The 14,773-nt window shown below is 70.8% G+C and carries 14 protein-coding genes; 5 read left to right on the top strand and 9 right to left on the bottom strand.

Annotated elements, in window-relative coordinates; translation table 11 throughout:
• Positions 1 to 81: 81 nt before the first annotated feature.
• Both AC3EO4_RS13560 and AC3EO4_RS13555 read left to right on the top strand, forming a co-directional pair.
• The gene (locus tag AC3EO4_RS13560; protein WP_379583028.1) at positions 82 to 1,356 is read left to right on the top strand and encodes an MFS transporter; all 1,275 of its coding nucleotides are present in this window, start codon (positions 82 to 84) and stop codon (positions 1,354 to 1,356) included.
• Positions 1,353 to 2,351: an alpha/beta fold hydrolase gene (locus AC3EO4_RS13555; protein ID WP_431895719.1), complete on the top strand. Its 999-nt coding sequence runs from the start codon at positions 1,353 to 1,355 to the stop codon at positions 2,349 to 2,351. The genes AC3EO4_RS13560 and AC3EO4_RS13555 overlap by 4 nt, the downstream gene beginning before the upstream one ends.
• Here the strand turns inward: AC3EO4_RS13555 and AC3EO4_RS13550 are convergent.
• Together AC3EO4_RS13550 and AC3EO4_RS13545 are read right to left on the bottom strand one after the other, a co-directional pair.
• The gene (locus AC3EO4_RS13550) at positions 2,336 to 4,318 is read right to left on the bottom strand and encodes a glycosyltransferase family 2 protein (protein WP_488186341.1); all 1,983 of its coding nucleotides are present in this window, start codon (positions 4,316 to 4,318) and stop codon (positions 2,336 to 2,338) included. The two genes, AC3EO4_RS13555 and AC3EO4_RS13550, sit on opposite strands and share 16 nt — an antisense overlap.
• A gap of 60 nt (positions 4,319 to 4,378) precedes the next feature.
• A complete protein-coding gene (locus AC3EO4_RS13545; RefSeq protein ID WP_379583022.1) occupies positions 4,379 to 5,080 on the bottom strand; it encodes an aggregation-promoting factor C-terminal-like domain-containing protein in 702 nt (233 codons plus the stop codon).
• A gap of 274 nt (positions 5,081 to 5,354) precedes the next feature.
• On the opposite strand from AC3EO4_RS13545, the gene AC3EO4_RS13540 reads away from it, so the two are divergent.
• From AC3EO4_RS13540 to AC3EO4_RS13530, 3 genes are read left to right on the top strand one after another with little or no spacing between them, the layout of a single operon-like run.
• Positions 5,355 to 6,029 (top strand): response regulator, encoded by a 675-nt coding sequence (locus AC3EO4_RS13540; protein ID WP_379583020.1) that lies wholly within the window; start codon positions 5,355 to 5,357, stop codon positions 6,027 to 6,029.
• Positions 6,026 to 7,447 carry an ATP-binding protein gene (locus tag AC3EO4_RS13535; protein WP_431895716.1) on the top strand — a complete coding sequence of 474 codons (1,422 nt, stop codon included), beginning with the start codon at positions 6,026 to 6,028 and terminating at the stop codon, positions 7,445 to 7,447. The genes AC3EO4_RS13540 and AC3EO4_RS13535 overlap by 4 nt, the downstream gene beginning before the upstream one ends.
• Positions 7,444 to 7,977 carry a hypothetical protein gene (locus tag AC3EO4_RS13530; RefSeq protein ID WP_379583016.1) on the top strand — a complete coding sequence of 178 codons (534 nt, stop codon included), beginning with the start codon at positions 7,444 to 7,446 and terminating at the stop codon, positions 7,975 to 7,977. The genes AC3EO4_RS13535 and AC3EO4_RS13530 overlap by 4 nt, the downstream gene beginning before the upstream one ends.
• A gap of 6 nt (positions 7,978 to 7,983) precedes the next feature.
• Here the strand turns inward: AC3EO4_RS13530 and phoH2 are convergent, their stop codons facing one another.
• The 7 genes from phoH2 to AC3EO4_RS13495 all read right to left on the bottom strand — a co-directional run bounded on the left by phoH2 (position 7,984) and on the right by AC3EO4_RS13495 (position 14,704).
• A complete protein-coding gene (phoH2, locus tag AC3EO4_RS13525) occupies positions 7,984 to 9,252 on the bottom strand; it encodes an RNA 5'-3' helicase PhoH2 (protein WP_379583434.1) in 1,269 nt (422 codons plus the stop codon).
• Positions 9,253 to 9,531: 279 nt separating this feature from the next.
• A complete protein-coding gene (locus AC3EO4_RS13520) occupies positions 9,532 to 10,299 on the bottom strand; it encodes an isoprenyl transferase (protein ID WP_379583014.1) in 768 nt (255 codons plus the stop codon).
• A gap of 60 nt (positions 10,300 to 10,359) precedes the next feature.
• Entirely contained in the window at positions 10,360 to 10,917 is a 558-nt protein-coding gene (locus AC3EO4_RS13515; RefSeq protein ID WP_431895714.1) for a hypothetical protein, read from the bottom strand.
• An 18-nt stretch (positions 10,918 to 10,935) separates the two neighbouring features.
• Complete coding sequence (locus AC3EO4_RS13510) at positions 10,936 to 11,769, bottom strand: amidohydrolase family protein (protein ID WP_431895712.1); 834 nt, start codon at positions 11,767 to 11,769, stop codon at positions 10,936 to 10,938.
• Positions 11,770 to 12,186: 417 nt separating this feature from the next.
• Positions 12,187 to 12,876, bottom strand: a complete 690-nt coding sequence (locus tag AC3EO4_RS13505; RefSeq protein WP_431895710.1) for an SCO6045 C-terminal-like domain-containing protein — start codon at positions 12,874 to 12,876, stop codon at positions 12,187 to 12,189.
• 7 nt (positions 12,877 to 12,883) lie between these two features.
• Positions 12,884 to 13,720 carry an MbnB/TglH/ChrH family RiPP precursor modification enzyme gene (locus AC3EO4_RS13500; RefSeq protein WP_431895708.1) on the bottom strand — a complete coding sequence of 279 codons (837 nt, stop codon included), beginning with the start codon at positions 13,718 to 13,720 and terminating at the stop codon, positions 12,884 to 12,886.
• A gap of 3 nt (positions 13,721 to 13,723) precedes the next feature.
• Positions 13,724 to 14,704 (bottom strand): TIGR04222 domain-containing membrane protein, encoded by a 981-nt coding sequence (locus tag AC3EO4_RS13495; RefSeq protein WP_431895706.1) that lies wholly within the window; start codon positions 14,702 to 14,704, stop codon positions 13,724 to 13,726.
• Between the last annotated feature and the right edge of the window lie 69 nt (positions 14,705 to 14,773).

Here is a 14,773-nt window from a genome sequence, read left to right as displayed (position 1 = left end):
GGGGTGTGCGCCCATATGAGTGACACCGGTCACTCTTTACCGTGGGCGCAACCCCCCACTCCATCAGACAGGCGAAAGCGCATGAGCATCAAAAAGATCGTGGCCGCGAGCCTGATCGGCACGACCATCGAGTGGTACGACTTCTTCCTGTACGGCTCGGCGGCCGCACTCGTGTTCAACAAGCTGTTCTTCCCCGACTCCGACCCGCTGACCGGCACGCTGCTGGCCTTCCTCACCTACGCCGTCGGCTTCGTCGCCCGCCCCCTCGGCGGCCTCGTCTTCGGCCACTTCGGCGACCGGCTCGGCCGCAAGACGCTGCTCGTCATCAGCCTGCTCATGATGGGTGTCGCGACCTTCCTCATCGGCTGCCTGCCCACCCACGCCGCTATCGGCGCGGGCGCGCCGCTGCTGCTGACCGCGCTGCGGCTGGTGCAGGGCTTCGCGCTCGGCGGGGAGTGGGGCGGCGCGGTCCTCATCGTCTCCGAGCACGGCGATGCCGGCAGGCGCGGCTTCTGGGCCTCGTGGCCGCAGGCGGGCGCTCCTGGCGGCAACCTGCTCGCCACGGGCGTGCTCGCCCTGCTGGCCGCCTTCCAGTCCGACGAGACGTTCCTGTCGTGGGGATGGCGGGTGCCGTTCCTGCTGTCGGGCGTGCTGGTGCTGATCGGGCTGTGGATCCGGCTGTCCATCACCGAGTCGCCGGTCTTCCAGCAGGCCCCTCCCCTCGAGGACAAGACGCCGATCGCGGGCGTCCTCCGGCACCACTGGCGCGACGTGCTGATCGCCATCGGCGCCCGCATGGCCGAGAACATCTCCTTCTACCTGATCACCGTGTTCGTCATCACCTACGGCACGACCGTCGTGAAGCTGGACAAGCCGACCGTCCTGAACGCGGTGCTCATCGCCTCGGCGATCCACTTCATCACGATCCCGCTGTGGGGCGCGCTGTCCGACCGCGTCGGCCGCCGGCCGATCTACCTGGCGGGCGCGGCGGGAATCGGCGTGTGGATCTTCGCTTTCTTCCCGCTCATCAACACCGGCGGCTTCCTGGCCATCACGCTGGCCGTGACGGTGGGCCTGCTCTTCCACGGCATGATGTACGGCCCGCAGGCCGCCTTCTTCTCCGAGCTGTTCGGCACCCGGATGCGCTACACGGGCGTGTCGATCGGCGCCCAGCTGTCGGCCATCGTGGCGGGCGCGCTGGCTCCGATCATCGCGGTCAAGCTCCTGCAGGACTTCGGCACCTGGGTGCCGATCTCCGTCTACCTGGCGGTGGCGGCGGCGCTCACGCTCATCGCGGTCTACGCTGCCCGCGAGACGCAGGGCAGCGACCTCGCGGAAGGGAAGGTCAGCGCATGAAGGTCACCACCACCAGGCTCACCCACAACGTCCTGAGCGGGCCACGCGACGAGGGCGAGCCCGTGCTGTTCGTCCACGGCAACGTGTCGTCGGCCGCGTTCTGGCGCGACACCCTGGCCGCGCTGCCCGAGCCGTACCGGGCGCTCGCGGTGGACCTGCGCGGCTTCGGCGACAGCGACCCCGCCCCCGTGGACGCCACGCGCGGCCTGCGCGACTTTTCCGACGACCTGATCGCCCTGGTCGAGGCCATGGAGCTGGGCCCTGTCCACCTGGTGGGCTGGAGCATGGGCGGCGGCGTCATCACCCAGCTCCTGCGTGACAGGCCCGGCCTGGTCCGCTCGCTCACTCTCGTCAACCCCGTCTCCCCGTACGGCTACGGCGGCACGGAGGGCGCCGACGGCGTCCTCACCCACGCCGACGGCACCGGGTCGGGCGCGGGCGCCGTGAACCCCGACTTCCTCGACAGGCTCGCCAAGGGCGACCTGTCTGAGGAGGCGCCCACGTCCCCCCGCAGCGTCTTCCGCTCCTCCTACGTCGCCAAGCCCGTCGCCGACGAGGACTTCTACGTGGCCGCGATGCTGACCACGAAGGTCGGCGAGGACCACTACCCCGGCGACGCCGCCACGTCCGAGGCCTGGCCCGGTGTGCGTCCCGGCACCCGCGGCGTCCTGAACGCCATGGCGCCGAACCACTTCCGCGTCGACGACCTCCACACGATCGACCCCAGGCCGCCGATCCTGTGGATCAGGGGCGCCGACGACGTCATCGTCTCCGACGCCTCGCTGTTCGACCTCGCCCACCTGGGCGTTCTCGGCGTCGTGCCCGGCTCGCCCGGCACCCAGGCGCAGCCCATGGTCACCCAGACCAGGGCGGCGCTGGAGCGCTACGGCCACTACCGCGAGGCCGTGCTGGCCGAGTGCGGACACAGCCCGCACCTCGAACACCCCGAGGAGTTCCGCAGGCTGCTCGTGGAGCACCTTCAGTCGCGTAGGTAGCGATGCCTGCCCGCGCGTGCCAGCCGCAGGACGAACCGTGCGCCTGGCACGCGACGGGCCAGCCTGCGCAGCGGGGTGTCGGGGCCCATCGGGTCGTGCTCGGGGTCGACCGCCGTGATCGGCACGATCTCGATCCTGCCGCCGCGCATCTCCAGCGCGAATCGCAGCCCCGTCTCCGACTCGTCGGTGCGCAGCGACGACACCCACGAGCCAGGACCGAGCTGGTCCTTGCCCGGCAGCAGCCGGGCGACGGGCACCTTGGCGACCAGCTGCCCCGCGGTCCTGCCGGGCAGCCCCGGCTCGACCAGCGCGGGAGCGCTGATCTCCCGGTGCCGGGTGGTGTGGCGCAGCACCAGCTCGATGGCGGGACCGCCGCTCGGCGGCACGTACGGCACCGGCACCACCACGTAGATGTGGCGCTTCTGCCTGGTGACGGTCGTTCCGCGGGAGACGAGCGCGATCGAGTGGGAGAACGACCTGGGCTCGATGCACAGGCTGAGCTCCCCGTCGTCGCTCCAGCACGGCACGACCAGGCGCCGCCTCGGCCGTTCGGCCAGCACGCCCAGGCAGGTGAACGGCCCTTCGGAGTGCCTGACCGTGGTGGCGGCGCGGTGCGCTCCGCCGTACATCCTGACGTGGACCGCCCAGAGGCCCGACGGCAGCGCCTCGCCGAGCGCGGCGGTGGTGACGTCGATCCGCGCCTGCCCGTGCACCTGGACCCTGACCCTGCCGCCTTCCCTGATGCGCACGATGTCGCAGACCACGGGGACGAAGTAGACGTCGCCTGTCTCCTCCTGCCTGACGTAGACCTCGATGCGGGCCTTGGCGACGGCGTCGGTGACGTCCGTGACCGCGTCGGGCAGCAGCGTCTGGTCGACCGACCCCGGCGGACGCCAGTACAGCCTGTCCTCCTCCTCGCGGAACCTGGCCGGCTCGCCCGCGGAGGTGTGGATCTCCACCGCGAGGCCCAGCTCCAGCACCTCCCCCGACCAGCGCACATCGCTCAGCTCGGCCCTCAGCTCGCCGCGCCGGGACTCGTTGGCGAAGCTGACGAGCTGGTCCAGGCGGCCCGCGCGCATCATGGACGCGACGGCGCGCAGGTGGACGGGCAGGTAGCGGTCCAGGCGCTCGGGGAAGCGCTCGAGCACCAGCTCCCTGAAGATGGTGAAGGTGAGGCCCCTGTCGACCGACGACCCCGCGAACCTGGGGGTCAGGAACGGGCGCAGCACCATCGAGCGGTACCAGAACGCGTAGATCCGGTCGCGCTGGCGCCCCTCCTCCGTGCCGCCGTCGACGACGTCGAGCAGCGCGCGCAGTTCGGTGACCACGACCGCGGGCTCGTCGACCCGTTCCTCCTGCTCGCCCAGGTGGCAGCACACCTCGTCGGCGAGCACGGCGATGATCTTCGCCCTCAGGTAGGCGCAGAGCGAGAACGCCTGCTCCGCCACCTTCCCCCCAGACACGGCGAAGCCGAGCCGCTCCTGCTCGAGGAAGGACCGCCGGTAGAGCTTGTGCGGCGTGAGCAGCGTGAGCAGCCGGTCGCGCAGGATGTCGGCGCGCTCGCTGTTGGCCTCGAAGGCGACCATCGGCGGCCCCGCGTCGCGTACGAGCCTGCCGACGAGCACGTCGGCCTCCGTCTCCACGGCCCGCCCGTGCATCAGGGCGAGCGCCCCCCGCTCCAGCCTGTCGCCCTGGTCGAGCAGGTAGACGTAGTCGCCCCTGGCGCTGGCGATGCCCACGTTGCGACCGCGCAGGGGCGTGCCGGTGTACGGCAGGTGCAGCACCCGCACGTTGCGCCTGACGGACGCGACGGTGTCGAGCCGCTCGGCGATCCCGTCCGTGGAACCGTCGTCCACGAAGATCACTTCGTACTCGTCCGGCGGCAGCGTCTGCTCCAGCACGGAGCGGATGCACTCGTCGGCGGTGTCGCCGGGATTGTGAACATTCACGATCACGCTGACCTTCACATGGCCAGCGTGAGCCGTCCCGTCACCGTCGGCGAGCGGACTTGCCCATCACTGGGGGTGTCAGTACCAGCCCGTTGCCGTGGAATGGCCCCACGCGCCACAAGGCGTACCGTAACGACCCTTGATATAACCCAGGCCCCACTTGATCTGGGTGGTCGCATTGGTCTGCCAGTCGCCGCCCGCGCTGGCCATCTTGCTGCCCGGCAGCGACTGCGGGATGCCGTAGGCGCCGGAGTAGCGGTTCATGGCCCGCTCGTTCCAGCCGGACTCCTTCTGCCAGAGCTTCTCCAGGCAGCCCCACTGGTCGTCGCCGAAGCCGAAGCTCGACAGCATGCCCTTGGCCACGGCCTTGTTGCTGCCGGGCGAGGGGTTGCTGCCGGGAGGGAAGTTGGCGGCGGGGATGCCGTCGCCGCCCGGTCCCTGGTCGACGACCTCGATCGGGTTCAGCTTGGGCTTGCCCTTGCGGCTGGCGGCGAGCTGGTCCTTGCGCATCGCGTCGACCGCGGCGGACTTGAGCACGTCGGCGCTGGGGTCGGTGGCGAAGGGGTCGCCGCCGAGCAGGCCGTTCATCTCCGCGAGGCTGAGCTGCTGCGGGGGCGGGGACGAGGCGTTCTGGTAGGCGGTGTAGGCGACGAAGCCGCCGCCGCCGAAGACGACCACGAGGGTCAGGCCGATGATCAGAACCCGCTTGGCTGACAGCCTGGAGGAACGGGCCGGGCGCCGCCGGCCGCGGGGCACCTCGGGTGCGGAGCGCTCACTCAACTGCGGACCTGGGTTCACGACCTATGAGCTTGCCCTGACTTGGGGGGTGGTTCGCAACCCAAACATGGCATTCGGTTGGACTTCCCTTGACCAACCAGGGCTTTTCAGATCATGTGATTTTCGTCACAGCAGAGAAGCGGTCCGCCCCTCGAACCCCCGCACCGAGGGGAGGACTCCCCTCAGGCTGCCCGGTGTTCTTTGTGGTCTTGTGCCTGACATGTCACAGTTTCATGACACGGAACGTATGTGCCCAGGTTGGAAGAATAATGTGCGCGTGGCAGGAATCCTCCTCGTCGAAGACGACCCGTCCGTCCGGACCGCGCTCGAGCTGGCCCTGACCCGTCAAGGTCACTCCGTCACCTCCTACGCGACCGGCGAGGAGGCCCTCGACCACGTCAGATCGCGCAGGCCCGAGATCGCCATCCTGGACGTCATGCTGCCCGGCATCGACGGCGTCGAGGTCTGCAGGCGCATCCGCAGGCTCGACCAGTTGCCCGTCATCCTCCTCACCGCCAGGGGCGACGACCTCGACGTGGTCGTCGGCCTGGAGGCGGGCGCCGACGACTACGTGGTCAAGCCGGTCGAGCCCCGCGTGCTCGACGCGCGCATCAGGGCGATCCTGCGCAGGGCCGAGTCGAGCACCTCCGACCGCATCACCTTCGGCGACCTGGTCATCGACAGGGGCGCGTTGAAGGTCAGCCTGGCGGGCAAGGAGATCCACCTCACCCCCACCGAGCTACGCCTGCTGCTGGAACTGGTCCGCCATCCCGGCCAGGTGCTCAACCGGCGCTACCTGCTGCGCGTGGTCTGGGACCACACCCACGTGGCCGACTCCCGCCTGGTCGACGCCTGCGTCCAGCGGGTGCGCGCGAAGATCGAGCCCAGGCCGGCCGAGCCGACGTTCATCCACACAGTGCGCGGCTTCGGCTACCGGTTCAGCCCCCCGTGATCGCGTTCCTCACCGGCCTGCGCGGCCGACTCGTCATCACCTTCACCGTGGTCGCCGTGGCGGCCTCCGCCCTGGTCGCCGGCATCGGCTTCGAACTGGCCAAGGGCGCGCTGATCGACAGGACCACCAGGGACGCGGTCGACAACCTCACCAAGGACCTGCGTCGCATCGACTTCGCCGTCGGGGCGCTGCGCCCCGGCGAGGTGCCGCCGAGCGGCGAGGAGCTGAACAACCTCGCCAACTCGTTGTCCGGGCCCGACAGGCACGCGCTCCTGGAGTACCGGGGTCTCTACTACCGCGACGAGGCGGGCGCGTTCGGCCCCGACGACGTCACGGGAGAGCTGCGCGGCCAGGCGCTCCGCAAGCTCGTCAGCCAGCGCAGGATCATCGACGGCGAGCTGTGGCTCGTGCTGGGCACGCAGGTCTACCGCTCCGGCATCGACGACGTCCCCAGGCCCACGGGGCTGCTGGTGTTCGAGTACGTGTCGTTGAGCGAGGAGCAGCGGACGCTGTCCAACCTCAGGGAGGCCTTCGCGCAGGCGGGCGCCATCACCCTGCTCATCGCGCTGACGGTGGCGCTGGTGTCGGCCAGGCACGTGCTCCTTCCCGTCGGCAGGCTCAGCGCCGCCGCCCAGGCGCTCGGCCGCGGCAGGCTGGACACGCGGCTGCCCGTCCACGGCAAGGACGAGCTGTCCGAGCTCACCGCGCATTTCAACGACGCCGCCGCCGCGCTCGAACTGAGCGTCTCCGAACTGCGCGCGCTGGAGGCCATGTCGCGCAGGTTCGTCGCCGACGTCTCCCACGAGCTGCGCACCCCGCTCACCGCGATGACCGCGGTGGCCGACATGCTGTCCGAGGAGGCCGACCGGCTGCCCGAGCAGCCCGCCCAGGCGGTCAGGCTGGTGCTGTCGGAGGTGGAGCGGCTGAGAGAGCTGGTGGAGCACCTCATCGAGGTCAGCAGGTTCGACGCGGGCACGGCCACGCTGGCGCTGGAATCCGTCGACGTCGCCGACGCCATCAGCGACAGCCTGGAGATGCGCGGCTGGGGCGAGGACGTCAGGGTGCAGGCGCCCACGGGTGTCGTCGTCAACGTCGACCCCCGCAGGTTCGACGTCATCGTGGCCAACCTGGTCGGCAACGCGCTCAAGCACGGCGGCCCGCCCGTCCTGGTCACCGCCCGCAGCACGCCCAACGGACTGGAGGTGAAGGTGCGCGACCACGGCGACGGCATCCCCGCGGACGCGCTGCCGCACGTCTTCGACCGGTTCTTCAAGGCGGGCACCGGCCGCGTCCGCAGCCAGGGCAGCGGCCTCGGCCTGTCCATCGCGCGGGCCAACGCCCACCTGCACGGCGGCACGATCTCGGTGCGGTCGCAGAAGCCCGGCACCCTCTTCACGGTCTGGCTGCCCCACCCATGAGACGCCTGCCGTTCCTTCTGGCCGCCCTGCTGCTGCTCCCCGGGTGCGGCATCACGCCCAGCCCGGTCGCCACCCTCACGTCGGCGCCCGTGATCAGCACCGAGCCGATCTGGGCCAAGATCTACCTGATCAAGAAGGGACGCCTGGCGCTGCAGGAGGTCAGGGTGGCGAGCAAGACCACCGAGGACCTCATGCGCACGCTGATGGACCTCGCCAACCACCCTGTGGAGTCCGGCCAGGACACCGACCTGTACGGCATGCGCTACCAGGACGTCGACTCCGAGCCCATGGGCCAGCGGACGCAGCGCATGGACCCGGAGAACAAGAGCCTCGTCCTCTACGTCACCCTGCAGGGCGAGAGGGAGCTGAGCCGCGTGGCGCTCGCCCAGATCGTGTGCACGGCGCGGATGCGCCCCGAGGTCGCCAAGGTGCAGGTGAACATCACCAGGAGCGTCTCACCGTCGTCGACGACGGGAAGGCGCACCTGCGGGGAGTTCCACGACCTGGTCCCCGCGGGCGCGCCCTCCTGAGCCCGTCTACAGGGTGATGTCCTCCAGCATCTCCGTCACCAGCGCGGCGATCGGCGAGCGCTCGGACCTGGTCAGCGTCACATGCGCGAACAGCGGGTGGCCCTTGAGCTTCTCCACCACCGCAACCACGCCGTCGTGCCTGCCGACCCTGAGGTTGTCGCGCTGGGCGATGTCATGGGTGAGCACGACCCGGGAGTTGGCCCCGATCCGGCTCAGCACCGTCAGCAGCACCCCGCGTTCCAGCGACTGCGCCTCGTCCACGATCACGAAGGCGTCGTGGAGCGAGCGTCCGCGGATGTGGGTGAGCGGCAGGACCTCCAGCATGCCCCTGTCGAGGACCTCCTCGATCACCTCGGGCGTGGTCACCGCGCCCAGCGTGTCGTAGACGGCCTGCGCCCACGGGCCCATCTTCTCGCCCTCGGTGCCTGGCAGGTAGCCGAGCTCCTGACCGCCGACCGCGTAGAGCGGGCGGAACACCACGACCTTGCGGTGCTGGCGGCGCTCCAGAACGGCCTCGAGGCCCGCGCAGAGCGCCAGAGCCGACTTGCCGGTGCCCGCCCTTCCGCCGAGGGACACGATGCCCACCTCGGGGTCCATGAGGAGGTCCAGGGCGATGCGCTGCTCGGCCGAGCGACCGTGCAGGCCGAACGCCTCCCTGTCGCCGCGGACCAGCCGTACGGACTTGTCGGGCAGCACCCTGCCGAGCGCCGAGCCCCTGCTGGACAGCAGCCTCAGGCCGGTGTGCGTGGGCAGCTCCCGCGCCTCCTCCAGGTCGGCCGTGCCGTGCTCGAAGAGCGCCCCGACGTCATCGGCGGTGACCTGGATCTCGGCCATGCCGGTCCAGCCCGACTCGGCGACCAGTTCGGCGCGGTACTCCTCCGCCGACAGGCCGACCGAGGCGGCCTTGATCCGCAGCGGCAGGTCCTTGGACACCAGCACGACGTCCTTGCCCTCGGCCGCGAGCGTGCGCGCCACGGTGAGGATGCGGGTGTCGTTGTCGCCGAGCCTGAACCCGACCGGCAGGATCGACGGGTCGCTGTGGTTCAGCTCGACCCTGATCGTGCCCTCGCCCGCCGGCATCGGCTCGTCGAGCCTGCCGTGCTTCACCCGCAGGTCATCGAGGTAGCGCAGTGCCTTGCGTGCGAAGTAGCCGAGCTCGGGATGGTGCCGCTTGGCCTCCAGCTCCGTGATCACGACGATCGGAAGGACGATCTCATGCTCGGCGAAGCGGGTCATCGCCGCCGGGTCGGCGAGCAGGACCGACGTGTCCAGCACGTAGGTGCGCTTGGTGGTGGGGTAGTTGCTCGAGGACACTGCCACACGTTCTCCCCCGGGCGCCCCATGGAATGGGCGCCCTGCAGACGAGGCGGGAATTCGGACCGGACCCGCACCCGCGAGAGGCGCCGGGTACCGGCCCCCCTCGGCAGGTCTATGCGCAAAGGCGGGCCCTCTCCGGAGTGACCGGCCTGTGGTCGGCCACTTGCAACGTTAGGTCCTGAATACCCGCCACCGAAGCGGCCAAGCGTCTGTTCACGAGCTGTTCGTGAACTTGTCTCAGGACCCGTAACGTCGGTGTCTCGCGGCGTAGTCGCGCAGCGCCCGCAGGAAATCGACCCTGCGGAAGTCAGGCCAGTAGGCCTCGCAGAAGTAGAACTCGGAGTGGGCGCTCTGCCAGAGCATGAAGCCTGACAGTCGCTGCTCGCCCGACGTCCTGATGAGGAGGTCGGGATCGGGCTGGCCGCGAGTGTAGAGATGCTCCGCGATGTGCTCCACATCGAGAACCTCGACCAGGTCCTCGATGCTCGCCCCCTTGCTGGCGTGCTCCTGAAGGAGTGAGCGCACCGCATCGGCAATCTCACGTCTTCCTCCATACCCAACCGCAACGTTCACAATCAGCCCTGGACGGTGTGATGTGACTTCTTTTGCGTTTTTCAGGACATTCGCCGTCCTGGCTGGGAGGAGATCCAGCGCGCCGACGGGGCTGATGCGCCAGCCCTCGTCCACCAGCTCCTGCGTGACGTCCTCGATGATCTTCAGGAGCTGTTCGAGCTCCTCCTTGGGCCTGTTGAGGTTGTCGCTGGACAGCATCCAGACGGTGACGACCTCCACGCCCGCCTCACGACACCACGTGAGCAGCTCGGAGATCTTGTCGGCGCCCTTCCTGTGCCCCTTGCTGACGTCGCGCATGCCCATCGCGCGCGCCCAACGGCGGTTGCCGTCGATGATGACCCCGACATGGCGGGGGAAGTTGTCGCTGTCAGCTGACAGCTTGGCCTCCAACCGGCGCTCGTACAGCCGGTAGACCAGATCGCGCAGGCCCACGGAGTCCCTCCCCAGCGGTGCTGTGCCTTTGTGGTCGACTCACGACCTAACAGGCAATTATCACCGCCTTTCGAGACTGCTGGCCCCCTCAATCGGATTCCTTGCGAGCTCCTGGGGCTCCAATGCCCCTTCCGCCTCTGCGACCAGCGACTCCACGAATTCCGCGAGTTCGCCCGAAGTCAGCACCGCCCGCATCCCGATTCCCGCGGGACCCCACGCCTCCACGTAGGCCCGCCTGGTCACGCGCCACTCGCCGCCGCCGTCGCGCCCGGGCACCCAGATGGGAAGGGTTCGCAGCTGGCAGCGCAGCTCACCGCCGCCCACCACCTGCGACCTGGTCCGGTACCTGAAGGCGAACAGCTCACCGTCCGGCTCGTCGCCGGGGAACCTGTCGTCGGGATCCGGCCACGTCCACGCCTGCTCCCGCCCCGCGCGGGCGGCCCACACCCCGCGCGCCAGCCGCGCGAGCAACCAGCCGCACCGCTCCCCCACCATCCCGTACGGCGCGCCGTCGCGATGCAGCGCCAGGGTGACCTCGTACGGCACGCCGAGGCTGTCCGTGCACACCACGGGTGTGACACTCAGATATGAGCCGTCGACGCAGCGTAGTCCCCCCATGGACAGAAGTTATCCGTCCTAAATCTCGCTAAACCCATAGAAACGGGCAGCATTACCGCCGAGCACCTTGTCCTGGTCGACCCCGCCCAGAAGCGCCCTGTACACCGTGAAGACCGTCTGATAGTCGGCCGCCAGCAGCGCCACGGGCCAGTCGCTGCCGAACATCAGCCGGTCGGGGCCGAACACCTCCACCGCGTGCTCCACGTAGGGCCGCAGGTCCTCCACCGTCCAGCTCCCGTGGTCGGCCTCGGTGACCAGGCCCGACACCTTGGCGTGCACGTTGGGGCAGCCCGCGGCGGCGCGCAGCAGGGAGGCCCACGGCTCGAGCTCGTGAGCGGCGATCCTGGGCTTGGAGAGGTGGTCGACGATGACGTTCAGCGTCGGATGACGCTCCGCGATCGTGACGACGTGCTCCAGGTGCCGGGGCAACAGCGACACCACGTCGAACGGCACGCCCGCCTCGGCCAGCAGCCCCAGCCCTTCGAGCACGGCGTCCTGGACCAGCCAGTCGGGATCCGGCTCCGTGTGGATGAGGTGCCGGACACCGGAAAACTTCGGATGTCTGAGGTAGCGGTCGAGCGCCGCGGCCGCTTCCTCGGGACGGTCGAGCGGGACCCAGCCGACGACTCCCGCGATGAAGTCGTGCGCCTCGGCGAGGGCGAGCATCGCGTCTGTCTCCCAGAAGGAGTCGTCGGCCTGGACCACGACCGTCCTGTCGACGCCCGCGGCGGCCAGCTCGGGAGCGAGGTCCTCGGGGGCGAAGGTGCGGTGGATCGCCGGCAGCTCGGGGGTGGGCCAGGCGTAGGCGCCGGTCTCCAGGTTCCAGAAGTGCTGGTGTGCGTCGACTATCACGCGGCAAACATAGGATGTCTGCCTGGCTCCGGCAAGACCCGCCTTCCCGCCCGTCGCCCATGGCCCAGGCACGCCGACCGCTCGACGCGTCAGACGGCACGGCGAGGCCCTCGCCGATCGCTCGACACGACGGACGGCACGGCGAGGCCCTCGCCGATCGCGGCTCTGGGACACGCCGCCGGCGGGGAGCGCCGACGCAGGCTCCCCACGCCAGGTGCGGCCGGGAGACCCGGCTCCCCGGGTCAGGCTCGTCCAGGAGACCCGGCGGGAGCGTCTGCACCGGCTCCCCAGATCAGGTGCGGCTGGAAGGCCCAGTTCCCCAGGTCAGGCTCGTCCAGGAGACCCGGCGGGAGCGTCGGCACCGACCCTCCAGGTCAGGTGCGACCGGGAGGTCCTCCTGAGGGTGGATGCCCCGGCTCAGCGGCGGCGGAGTGAGAAGGGCCAGCGGGTGCGGGGGCTCTGGGCGGGTGCCGGGTCGTGGAGGATCCCCCGGGCGCGCAACCAGTCGGCGAAGTCGTCGGCGTCGGCGCGGTACCTCGGCGGGGGCTCTGTGCGGGCGGCCGCGTAGGCGGCGAACTCGTCGACCAGCCGGGGCCCCGCCGCGGCGGCCGCGTCGGGACGGAGCCTGGCCACGATGCCGCGCCGCTTGCCCAGCAGGCTCCGCGCCTGGACGGCCAGCCGTACCTCGTCGAACCCGGCGGGCGGCGCGCCCCCGGCGACCAGCGCCGCGACCACGCCCGCCTGCGCGGCCTCCAACCGCGCCCGCACGTCCTCCACCGCCGTCTCCCCCGTCTCCCCCGTCTTCCGCGTCTTCCGCGTCTTCCGGCCGGCCGACGCGGCCCCCAGACCCGCCCGCAGTGCCGCCCCACCAACCGGCACGACACCCGACCCCGCCCGCGGCACCCCTCCACCGGCCGACGCGGTGACCGGGTCCGTACGCGGCACCCCTCCACCAACCGACGCGGTGACCGGGTCCGTGCGCAGCACCTCTCCACCGGCGGACGTGGTGACCGGGTCCGTGCGCGGTGCCCCGGCGGCGGGCGCCTCGGAGGCCGCCGTCTCCGCCTGCTCGGCTGCGGGCTCCGGGGCTCGTCGTGCGGTGGTCATCGCGGCCCTACGAGCCCGTCAGGCGGCGGCCGCCCGTGGCCATCGCCGTGCGGACACGGTCGAGTTCGGCGGCAAGGGCGGCGTCGCTCGGGTAGTGGTCGTCCCACTCGAGCAGCACGCCCGGCGGCGCGACGCGGGCGCACAGCTCCTCCAGCACGTCCAGCACCTGGTCGGGGACCGCATGGGCGTGGGTGTCGTGCCAGACCCCGTCGTGCAGGTGCCCTCCCGCCACGTGCACGTAGGCGAGGGACGCCAGCGGCAGCACGTCCAGCGCCTCCACTGCGGACAGGCCGAGGTTGACCTGGTTGGTGTAGAGGTTCGCGACGTCGACGAGGAGCTGGACGCCTGTGCGGTCGACGAGTTCGCCGAGGAACTCGGCCTCGGTCAGCTCGTCCTCGGGCCAGCCGAAGATGGCCGCCACGTTCTCCAGCGCCAGCGGGACGGGCAGCGCGTCCTGGGCGCGCATGATGTTCTCGGCGACGACCGCGAGGCTCTCGCGGGTGCGCGGGACGGGCAGCAGGTGCCCCGCCTCCATCCCGCCCGCGCGCACGAACGCCAGGTGCTCGCTCACCAGGGGCGATTCGAGGGCCTTCGCGCAGGCCGCCAGGTGTGCCAGGCGTACGGGGTCGGGAGGGGCGGCGTCGCCGAGGCCGAGGCCGACGCCGTGCGGGATCACGGGGACGCCTCTCTGGCGCAGCACCCGCAGCGACTCGGGGAGCGCGACGGGCCTGATGTTCTCGGCGACGACCTCGACGAAGTCGACGTCCGGGAGGCGTTCGACGGTCAGGTCGATCTCGGGCCGCCAGCCGATGCCCACGCCGAGCCTGTGGTCGGTGGACTTCACCGCTCACCCGCCGCCGCAGCCGCCGCCGCACCCGCCACCGCAGCCGGAGCCGCCGCCGCAGCTGGACCCGCCGCCTCCGTCGGAGGAGGATCCGCCGAAGTCGCCTCCGCCGCTGCTGATGTCGGAGCTCGACCCGCCGCCGCAGGAGCCTGACGCGCAGCCGCCCGAGGAGGACGAGGAGGTCCTGGCGTGGACGTCGTCCTCGAGCTCCTGCCTGAGGGACGGGTCGTCGAGCTCGCTCAGGCCGTACAGGGCGACGGGCACGCCGATGGCGAACGCCAGGTCGGGGGCGTGGGAGCGGCCGGCGCCCCGTACGTGCCGCTGCTGGGCCCTGGACAGCTCGAGCCGGCCTGCGGCGCTCAGAAGGTCGGCGAGCGCGCGACGCTGCCGGCGGACGACGGCGCGTCCGCCGAGCCAGAGTCCGGCGCAGATCAGCAGCGTCAGCACCGTGACGAGCTCGGCCGGCACCGTGCCGGAGATCATCATGACCAGCGTGAAGATTCCGAGGACGGCCGCGAGACCGGACCATCCCGACAGGCGGGTCAGGCGGGTGCGCACCGGCACGAGGGAGCCGTCGGGCACGAGCAGGCCGACCGCCGTCAGGTGGTGCCGCAGATCGTTCATGACGGGCCCGTTGCCGATGTCGTGGCGCAGCGTGCCGATCGAGGCGCCGCCAGGCCTGGCGGCGACGGCGGCGAGCACCGCCTGCTCGACGGGGTCGCTCGAGCCTGCCCCCGCCACGTGGTGGACCAGGCCGCCCCTGGAGATCCGCAGCGCGCCGGCCCTGGCCATGAGGGCGATCGCGGTGTTGACGACCCGCCGGGGGCCGCCGGCGAGGTAGGCGAGCTCGTAGTGGCCGAGTTCGCCGCCGCCGACGTTGGCGGCGACCTCTCGGACTCGCGCGTGCTCCCGCCTGAGGGAGGATGCGGCGCTGGTGACCGCGACGGCCAGGAGTAACGCCAGGACGAACAGAACAAATTCCATGCACTGCCTCCCTGAAGGGAAGGAGAACCGTCTCCCTATGAGACGCGCGGTGCCCCTTCAGAAGTTTCC

This window comes from Nonomuraea sp. bgisy101 (genome assembly GCF_057708945.1).
Note: the sequence above shows the minus strand (reverse complement) of the source record. Positions and strands in the feature narration are given on the sequence as shown.